Annotated in this window: 6 protein-coding genes; 3 read left to right on the top strand and 3 right to left on the bottom strand. The window is 63.1% G+C overall.

From position 1 onward, the window contains the following. The first annotated feature begins 186 nt into the window (after positions 1–186). On the top strand, positions 187–321 hold the full coding sequence (locus tag ACZZ0Q_RS07190; RefSeq protein ID WP_463539577.1) for a hypothetical protein: 135 nt from the start codon (positions 187–189) through the stop codon (positions 319–321). Here ACZZ0Q_RS07190 and ACZZ0Q_RS07185 read toward each other — a convergent pair. Genes ACZZ0Q_RS07185 through ACZZ0Q_RS07175 form a run of 3 tightly spaced genes read right to left on the bottom strand, consistent with a single transcriptional unit; the run spans position 318 to position 5,823 of the window. Beyond that, positions 318–2,678: a TonB-dependent receptor gene (locus ACZZ0Q_RS07185; protein ID WP_463539578.1), complete on the bottom strand. Its 2,361-nt coding sequence runs from the start codon at positions 2,676–2,678 to the stop codon at positions 318–320. The two genes, ACZZ0Q_RS07190 and ACZZ0Q_RS07185, sit on opposite strands and share 4 nt — an antisense overlap. After that, a complete protein-coding gene (locus ACZZ0Q_RS07180) occupies positions 2,678–5,044 on the bottom strand; it encodes a hybrid sensor histidine kinase/response regulator (protein WP_463539579.1) in 2,367 nt (788 codons plus the stop codon). Before ACZZ0Q_RS07180 ends, ACZZ0Q_RS07185 begins: the two co-directional genes overlap by 1 nt. Continuing rightward, entirely contained in the window at positions 5,041–5,823 is a 783-nt protein-coding gene (locus ACZZ0Q_RS07175; RefSeq protein ID WP_463539580.1) for a response regulator transcription factor, read from the bottom strand. Before ACZZ0Q_RS07175 ends, ACZZ0Q_RS07180 begins: the two co-directional genes overlap by 4 nt. 131 nt (positions 5,824–5,954) lie before the next feature. On the opposite strand from ACZZ0Q_RS07175, the gene ACZZ0Q_RS07170 reads away from it, so the two are divergent. Together ACZZ0Q_RS07170 and ACZZ0Q_RS07165 are read left to right on the top strand one after the other, a co-directional pair. Next, positions 5,955–6,908 (top strand): LysR family transcriptional regulator, encoded by a 954-nt coding sequence (locus ACZZ0Q_RS07170; protein ID WP_463539581.1) that lies wholly within the window; start codon positions 5,955–5,957, stop codon positions 6,906–6,908. Positions 6,909–7,322: 414 nt separating this feature from the next. After that, entirely contained in the window at positions 7,323–8,819 is a 1,497-nt protein-coding gene (locus ACZZ0Q_RS07165) for a hypothetical protein (RefSeq protein ID WP_463560405.1), read from the top strand. Positions 8,820–8,824 lie beyond the last annotated feature (5 nt).

Raw genomic sequence — 8,824 nt, 5'->3', positions numbered from 1 at the left:
CAAAACGCTCCTAGAGCCGGGCGGCAGATGCCGCAGCCCTGAAGGTCATTACGGTGGCGTCAAAAAAGTGCGGCGAAGATCGGCGAACGCAGACCCGCGAACAAGCCGCGAACCGGCAACTGAACGGTGCGCAAAAACGCACGGGCGTCCGGGCCGGCAAAGGTCGTTAAGGGAAGGGAATCACGGTTGAAACACGGCAAAGCGCCGGTACGTATGGGCGCCCTCGGCACCGCGTGGCAGGCGCCGACCTTTGCCAGCGCGGACGGCAAAACCCGCGCGGGCAAACACAGCGGCGACCGGTGGCAGGAACGATTTGTTTAGTAGCGTGTCCGCAGCGTCACGCCGGCGGTGCGCGGGTCGCCCACCAGCACGCCGTAATCGCCGGCACCTAATTGGGCGTAAACCGCCGTCAGGTAGCGCTCATCGAACAGGTTGCGCACCCAGAATTCGGCGCTCCAGCTGGCGTCGTTTTCGCGCACGCCCAGGCGCAGATTAGTGATGGCGCGCGAGGGCATGTCGCTGCCCGGTCCGCCTTCGAGCGTGCCCTGGTAGCTGCTGCGAAAGCTGTAGTCCACGCCAACGTACTGTTGCCACCCAGGCAACCATGGCCGGTGATAGTCAAGGCCAGCACTGGCGCTCCAGCGCGGCGCGTTGAACAGCCGTTCGCCGCTGCGATCACACACCAGCTGCGGCGAGCCGGGGCTGCACGGTGCGTTGGCAAAGTCGGTGTAGCGCGCGTCGCTCAGCGCCACGCCCAGGCGCAAGTCGAGGCGCTCGGTGGCCCGCAGGGCGCCGTCCAGCTCGACACCGCGAAGGCGCACCTGGCCGACGTTGATCAGGTTGTTACGAATCGGCGGCGAGAATTGGTCCACCGGCGCCGAGTTCGACAGCGCCTGGTAGTCATCGACATCGGTTTGGTACAGGGCGAGATCCAGCGACGCGCGCTCGTTCCAGAAGCTGCGTTTAAGGCCCACTTCATAAGCTGTGGCGCGCTCGGGATCAAACGTCGGCTGGGCGCCCGGTTGAATCACTTCCAAGTTGATGCCACCGGCTTTGTAACCCCGCGAGGCGCTGGCGTAACCGAGCAGTTCATCGGTGAAGCGGTAGCTGACGGCGAGCTGGCCGGAGACGTTGTGCTCGTCGATTTCATCGTCGCGGTAATAGCCATACGGCTTGCCCAACGTGGTGTCGCGCAACAGCTGTCCGCCGAGGCGCGAGACCAGGTCATTGCCCAACGGCGCGAGGCCGGACACCGAACGCGACAACCAGCCGCGCTTTTTCTCGCGGCTGTAGCGCAGGCCGGGCGTGATATCCAAGCGTTCGGTGGCGTGCCAGGTGAACTGGCCGAACACGGCCTGGCTGACGCTGGTTTGTTCCCCGTCGAACGTCTGCCGCGAACCCGCCAGCAACGATTTGGGAATCATCGAGGGGCGAATGCCGAGCAGCTTCACTTCCGGCCGGTCGCCGAGGAAAAACGCGGCGGCATCGTCGCCGAAACCAACATCGATTTGCCGGTTGAAATGCTGCTTCAGGTAATACGCGCCCACCACGTAATCCAGCGTGTCGCCGAGCGAATCGCTCAGGCGCAGTTCCTGGCTGAATTGGTGGTGGTCAAGTTCGGCACCGACGTTGGCAACGTCGAGGCCGCCACCGTCGCCGTCCAGATCAGTGCTGTAACGCCAGTCGCGGTAGCCGCTGATGCTGGTGAGCGTGGCGCCGTTTCCAAGCTGCTGATCGAGCTGCAGCGTCACGGCGTTTTGCAGGGTTTTCGTGCTGTTTCGTTGGTCTTGCTGCACCTCGCGTTTGTAAGGGTCGACCTTCAGCGGTCGATAACCGACGTACGCCGCGCGCTGCAAGGTTTGTTGGCTGTAGTGGCTGGGCAGAAACACGTTGCTGTGTTCGTCTTGCCAACCGTATTCGCCGATCAGGCGCGCGCTGAATGTGTCGGTTGGGGTGAACAGCAGTTGCCCGCGAACGCCTTGGCGGTTTTGGTTGGCGAGGTCATGGCCGTCGTAGCGGTTGTCGATCAGGCCGTCGCGGCTGACGTCGAACGCGGTTAGGCGTCCGGCGAGCATGCCGTCCACCAACGGCCCGGAAAACGTGCCGCGATACTGCTCGGTGCCGTGCTCGCCATAGGTGATTTCGGCGTTGCCTTCGGGGGTGAACGTGGGCGCGCGGCTGAACACATTCACCGCCCCAGCCGTGGTGTTTTTGCCGTACAGCGTGCCTTGCGGGCCGCGCAGCACTTCGATGCGCTCGATATCGGTCAGCTCGGAAACCGACATTCCGGCGCGGCCCAGGTACACGCCATCAAGAAACACCCCGACGCTGCCTTCCAGGCCATCGTTGTAGGCGCTGGAGCCCAAGCCGCGAATGCCGTAGCTGGCGTAGCGCTGGTTGGGCACGGAAACCAGCAAGGCCGGCACCGCCTGTTGAATGGCTTCCATGTCGTGCAGCGCTTGTGCGTCGAGGCGCTCGCCGTCGAGCACGTTCATGGCCACCGGCACATCGTCGGCGCGTTCGTCACGGTGGCGGGCGCTGACCCGCACTTCTTCCAATTGCAGCGGCTCGCTCACGGCAACCGTTTGAGGCTTTTCTTCGGCAACGGGCAAGCCGCCTGGCAGCAGCAAGGCCAAGAGCGCAGCAAAGGTTTTCAGGCTGAGTGTGGAGCGGCGCATCAACCCGTCAGCGCCTCATGTTTGGTGCAGCTCCAGCGTTCGATGCAAGCCAGCAACTCGCCACTGCCCACCGGCTTGAGCAACACCGCATCGAAACGCTCGGTCATGCCAGCAGGCGGCCTGGCCGGAGACGCTGAATACAGCAACGCCGGCAGGTGCGGGTAACGCTGACGCACCTTGGCGAGCAGCGCCCAGCCGTCCATGCCGGGCATGTTTTGGTCGCTGATCAACAGGCAGTACGGCGCTTTTGCAAGGTAGTCCAAGGCGCTGGGGCCATCAGCGGCCACGTCCACATCGAAGTTGTAGCCGGAGAGCAAATCGAACAGGGCTTCGCGGTTATGCGCCACGTCATCGACCACAAGAATGCGCCGCTCGCCGCCCTCGACGCTGCCGCCGTGGCTGTCGAGCAGGCCGCTTTCCAGTTCGTCCTCGGCGGCCAGCTCAAGGTTCAGGTCAAAGGTGAAACGGCTGCCCACGCCATCGGGCGCATCCAGCTTGAGTTCCGCGCCCATGTGCAGCAGCAACTGGCTGACGATGGAAAGACCGAGCCCGGTGCCCTGGAAATGCGCGGCGTTGCTGCCGCGGCGGAACGGCAAGAGCATGTGCTCGCGCTCGTCGGGGTGGATGCCGATGCCGGTGTCGCTCACGGCAAAGCGCACCACTGAGTTGGCGCCCTCCACGCGTAGGCATTCGACGTCGAAGCGAATCTCGCCGTTGTGGGTGAACTTGGCGGCATTGCTGAGCAGGTTAATCAGCACCTGGCGCAAGCGTTGATAATCGGCGCGCACCAGCGGCGGCAGGTCGTCGCCCAGGTGACAGACGAAGCGGTTGCCTTGGCGCCCAGCGAGGAACGCGGCTTCCTCTTCTATCTCGCGCAGAAAACCGTAGAGGTAACCCGGCGCCAGGGTCAGTTCCATTTGCTGCAATTCACTGCGGGAGAATTCCAGCAACTCGTCGATCATTTCCAATTGCTGGCGGGCGTGGCGCTCGATTTTGCGCGGGTAGTCTTTGGATTCGCCGCCTTGCAGCAAGCGCGCGTAATCGATGATGCCCACCAGCGGCGAGCGCAGGTCGTGACTGATGCGCGCCATCAGTGAGCTGCGCGCTTGCAACGATTCGCGCAGCTGGCGGGTGCGCCGCTCCACTGTGCTTTCCAGGCGTTCATGCTCGGCTTGGCGCTGGTGGTCGAGGTCGGTGAGCGCGCGGTTTTCCCGGCGTCGGCTAAGAACGACTTCAGTGATCAGCGTGCACACCAGCAGCGCCACGCCGGGCAAGGTGGAGGACAAGCTGAGAAACGCATCGCGCGATTGGCCGGGCAGCACATCAGTGAGCGAGAGCACGTAGCGCACCAGAAATTGCAGCGTGTACAACGCCGGCACCGCATAGGCGATCCAGCGTAAACGCACGCCCTGGCGCCAGGCGGCAAACAGCGTGGCCGGCAGCAGCGCATAAATGCCGAAACGCACGACCCACTGCACAAACACGCGCCCGTCTGGCCGCGCCACAAACCAGTCCCAGGCATACCCGGCGAGGTACGCCGCCAACAGCAGATTGAACAGATAGCGCCACACCGCCGGCAGCCGGCGCACCTCCAGCAGCAACTGGGCGTAAATCAGCAAACAGATAAACGAGAGGATGCTGATGAGCGTGGTGATTTCCAGCGACCAGCGCAGCAGGCTCGGCCAGATCACCAGATAGCCGTTGATAACAGCCGTAAGCAGCAAATAAAAACACACCACGCCGGCATGGGCTTGCAGCAGGCGCGAGCCCAGAATCCAGCCGACGAGCAGGCTGAACGGCACAATGAGCAGCACGATGCCCAGGGTCACGCCGTCGGCCAGGTACACGGATTGGCGCTGCTCGAGCAACGCGTCGTCGGTCCACAGCGTGGGCGCCAGAATAAACAGCGACGGGCTGGCCACGCGCACCAGCACCGTGCCCTCCTCGCCCGCTGCCAGCTCCACCGGGAAACGCGGCTGACGATCGGCCACCGGCCACTGCTCCAGCGGATACGCCGCGCCGGCGCGCATGGACGCAACGTTGGCGCCGCGCTGGACGAACACCTGAACATCGTGCAAACGCGGGTCGCCGACGGTGAGCCAGCGTTGGCAGGCGTTGGGTCCGTCATTGCTGATGTGCAGGCGCAACCAGTACGCGGCGCGGCTGTACTCGAGCACCATAGGCAAGTGCTGTTGAGTGACGAACGCGCTGCTGCTTTGCACCTGCTCCAGCGTCAGCGCGGCGCTGGGGTCTTCGAGCAGCTCAACGTGCCCGGCCAGGTCGATTTCGCCAGTGCCACACAACGGCATGGCCAGCGCCCACGACGAGCCGCACAGCGTGACGAGCAGAACAAACAGACGAATCATTGCGCAGCCGGCACCGCGTCCTGCATTTGCTGGCGGAATTGACTGGGCGTGATGCCCTGGCGTTCACGAAATGCAGTGGTGAAATTACAGGCGCTGCGAAAACCCACCAGCTCGGCGATGTCTTGCATGCTCATGGTGCTGTCGGCCAACAGCTCTTGCGCACGGCGGATGCGCGCATCGCGCACATAGGCAAATACAGTGGTGCCCAGGTGCTCACGGAAAATCGTCGACAAGCGTTTGTCATGGGTGCCGACTTTGCGCGCCAGGTCGGCCAGGGACGGCAACTCGTCGAGGCTTTGGCCAATCAGGCGCATGGCGGCGCGCAGAATCAGTTCGTCTGGCGAGGCGGATTCAGCCGGTGAATGACTGGGCATAACCGCCGTTTCGCGCCAGGCCAGCTGCAGATGGATGCGCATACGCGCCAGCACTTCCTGCGGCTCGCATGACTTGAGCACGTAATCCACACCGCCCAGCGACAAGCCTTCCAGCCGCTCTTCAAGCGAACCGGCGGAGGTCAGATAAATGATCGGTACGCGCTGGGTGGCCGGCGCTTCACGCAGCAGACGGCCAAGGGTGAAACCGTCCATTTGCGGCATGCGCACATCCAGCAGAATCAGGTCGGGGCGCAGCGCCAGGGCGCGCTGGTAGCCCTGGCGGGCGTCGGTGGCCAGAGACAGGCGCCAAGGTTGCGCGCGCAGCAGGGTCAGGATCGAGCGGATGTCTTCCGGCACATCATCGATCACCAAAATCTGCGGCACATAACTGGCCGGCATGCTCATGTTCCCTTCCCCCTGCTGCGCACTTCGCCCTGATTTGGGCAGCGTCCCCGCATTCAAAAGCCCCACCCGTGCATTCAAAGGTGGGCGTGTAACGGGGCCGCTACGATAGCGCAACAAACACAGGGGGAAACATGCCCAAGCTCGCGAAATCCGACAACCAACCGTTGTTCAGGCAGCAACCCAAAGCCGTTACCCATGCCAACCTGCTGGGCGACTTGTACTGGTTTGTGTGCGTGATCGAAGCGGGCGGCTTTTCCGCTGCGGCCGAACAGACCGGGGTGGGCAAATCCAGCCTCAGCCGGCGCATTTCCCAACTGGAGCGCCAGCTCAATGCGCAACTGCTCAACCGCAGCGCGCGCCTGTGCACCATGACCACCATTGGCGAGCAGGTGTACCGCCACGCGCTGGACATGGTCGCCGCGCTGGACGCCGTGCTGCTCAGCGCCCAGGAATCGGCCACCCTGCCCGGCGGTTTGCTGAAACTGGCCGTGCCGAGCGCCCTGGCCGACTGGGCACTGGCGACCATGGCCAGCTTCCAGCGTCGTCACCCCGAAGTGCAGTTCGCCCTGAGCGTGGAAGACGGGCCGATCGACCTGGGCGCCAAACGCCTCGACCTGGCGCTGACGCTGGGCGCTGTCTCCACCACCAGCAGCTCCATGGTTGCCCGTGAACTGGCCGAACTGAACATGGCCATCGTCGCCAGTCCGGCGCTGATCAAACAACTGGGCCACCCAAAGAAACTGGCCACCGTGAACGACCAGCAACTGATCACCACCGGCAGCGCCGCCCTGCCCGACCCCTGGCAACTGGCCTACGACACCCGCCGCATCAGCCACCCGGCGCTGGTAGTGGAGTCGGCGCAAACCGCGCTAAAAGCCGCGTGTGCCGGGTTGGGCGTGGCGTATTTGCCGCTGCACACCTGCCAAGCAGAACTGGCCGCGCTGCGGTTGGAACTGGCGTGCCCGAATGAAGCAGTTGGCGTGGTGACCTTGCGGGCGCTGACCTTGCCGCATAAAGGCATTTCGTCGGCGACGCGGCACTTTATTGAGCATGTGAAGCAGGCGTTGCAGGGGGCGGGGTTTTGAAGCGTCTGTGGCGGTGATCAGCGTTTGCAGGAATCGCGGCTAAAGCCGCTCCCACAAAAGCAACAGCAATAGCAACAGCAACCTGTAGGAGCGGCTTTAGCCGCGATGCGCCGGCCCTGCAAAATCCAAATTCCAAACCAGCACACCAGCCCGTAGGAGCTAGCTTGCTAGCGAACCCTGCAAACGAAAATCAAGAATTCCTGTTCCAGGGTTCGCCACCAAGGTGGCTCCTACAAAAGCGGGTTTTGCATTCGCAGCCCAAAGGCCCCTCTCCCGCCCTTCGGGCACCCTCTCCCGCTAGCGGGCGAGGGGATTGTTCGGCTACCGCGTTCCATTATTTGCGACCGCTACAAGCGCTCTACAGCCGCAGCGTTCTAAGATAGCGCCCACACCGTCACACGGAACGCCGACGCCATGCATGCCTCTTTCGAGCCGCTGATTCATATCGATTGGAAACTCCCGGGCGGGGAGTTGTTGGCGTTGTTCCAGCATTACTACCCGGACCTGCCGCTGTTCACCGGCCCTTCGTTCGAAGCCTTGGTCGATGAGTTCTGCAATGAAATGCCGGAGCGCTGCCTGGACGCGTTGGCGCCCTTGTTGGCGGCGCAAGGGTATGACGTGTGGAACCTGGATGCCGGTGCCGACGATTACCGCCCGGTGATCGTGCCCACTGCACTGCGCCAGGCGTTCGCTGAGCACTGGGAAAACCACCCCAGCGATTTAGAACTGACGCCGTGCCTGATTGAGCCCCCCGCGCCCGCTGCGAAGAAACCAAAACGTCCGAGCAGCAAGCTCAAGTGGTTGCAGGAGGTGCACGAGTATCCGGGGCCGACGTATGTCGACGAGTCGCAGTTGAGCAATGGCTACGCTGCCATCACCGAGGAAGACGAAGGCCAGTGGTTGTGTTTTCTGATTGATTACAACCAGTGGCCACCCGCCGAGCAGGACATGCTGGAGAACCGCAGCGACGACATCGACGGCGCCGACTTGCGGCTGCTGGAGGCCAGCGCCGAGCACAGTCTGTGGAAGCGCCGCGTCGTGTCGGGCGCCTATGGCCACGATGATCGCTATGTGTATGAGCTACGCCGGGGCGACGACGTTCAGCCGTTCGGCCCGGCCGGCGAGCAATGGCCAGCGTTCGAAATACCCAGCCTGGTGGTGGACGGCGAAATCTTCGAACGGCAGCGGCTGTATGAGCCGAGTCCTCTCACTCGCGTATGGCGAATTACGCCACGCAGCAGCGAAGTCATTTTTGAGTTCGAGGACGAGCTGACCATGCTGTCGTTCGGCCCAGGCCGCGTGCTGTTTATGCAGCACAACGGTCCGCTGTGTTGGATCTGGAACCGAGACACCCAACAGGTCAGCCAAGGCCAACCCCTGCCCTGCTCCGCCTATCAGCTGCGTGCCGCCAGCGCTTATCTGGGTGATGACGAGGTGCTGCTGTTCAGCGAAAGCCATCGGCAGAACACTGAGCACGACGGTTACCAGGAAACGGTATTGCAGGCCTGGCGTTTCAATGTGCTGAGCGGCGCCACGAGAAAGGCGCTGCTTGATGGTTTTGGCAGCGAGGTGCAGCAGGAAACGCGAATGCTCGTGACCCAGCCCAAGCACAGCATCACGTTGCGCACCTTTCACGGGCAGTTGCAGGTGGCCCGTGGGCACGGCGAGTGGTGGCTGTGGACGTACCGTTCCAACACGTTCGGCACTCACACCCTGGCGTGGTGGTGGAATCAACGCAGCCATGAGGTGTTGAAACTGACCAGCCGCGATATCCCGCGGGTAAAACCGCAGGTGGTCTATGCGCCCGCACAAGACCGTTACCTCGCGCTTGAAGACGACTTTGTCGCGCAGCTGCCGGCCTTTGCCGACATGCTCCTGGCCAAGAGTGTCGAGGTGCTCCGTTTCAAATAGGCCTG

The organism is Pseudomonas sp. AC070 (assembly GCF_979258635.1).
Note: the sequence above shows the minus strand (reverse complement) of the source record. Positions and strands in the feature narration are given on the sequence as shown.

Excerpts from the sequence above, each read along its gene's own strand:
- ACZZ0Q_RS07185 (WP_463539578.1), bottom strand. The coding sequence starts at position 2,678 with ATGCGCCGCTCCACACTCAGCCTGAAAACCTTTGCTGCGCTCTTGGCC.
- ACZZ0Q_RS07180 (WP_463539579.1), bottom strand. The coding sequence starts at position 5,044 with ATGATTCGTCTGTTTGTTCTGCTCGTCACGCTGTGCGGCTCGTCGTGG.
- ACZZ0Q_RS07175 (WP_463539580.1), bottom strand. The coding sequence starts at position 5,823 with ATGAGCATGCCGGCCAGTTATGTGCCGCAGATTTTGGTGATCGATGAT.
- ACZZ0Q_RS07170 (WP_463539581.1), top strand. The coding sequence starts at position 5,955 with ATGCCCAAGCTCGCGAAATCCGACAACCAACCGTTGTTCAGGCAGCAA.
- ACZZ0Q_RS07165 (WP_463560405.1), top strand. The coding sequence starts at position 7,323 with ATGCATGCCTCTTTCGAGCCGCTGATTCATATCGATTGGAAACTCCCG.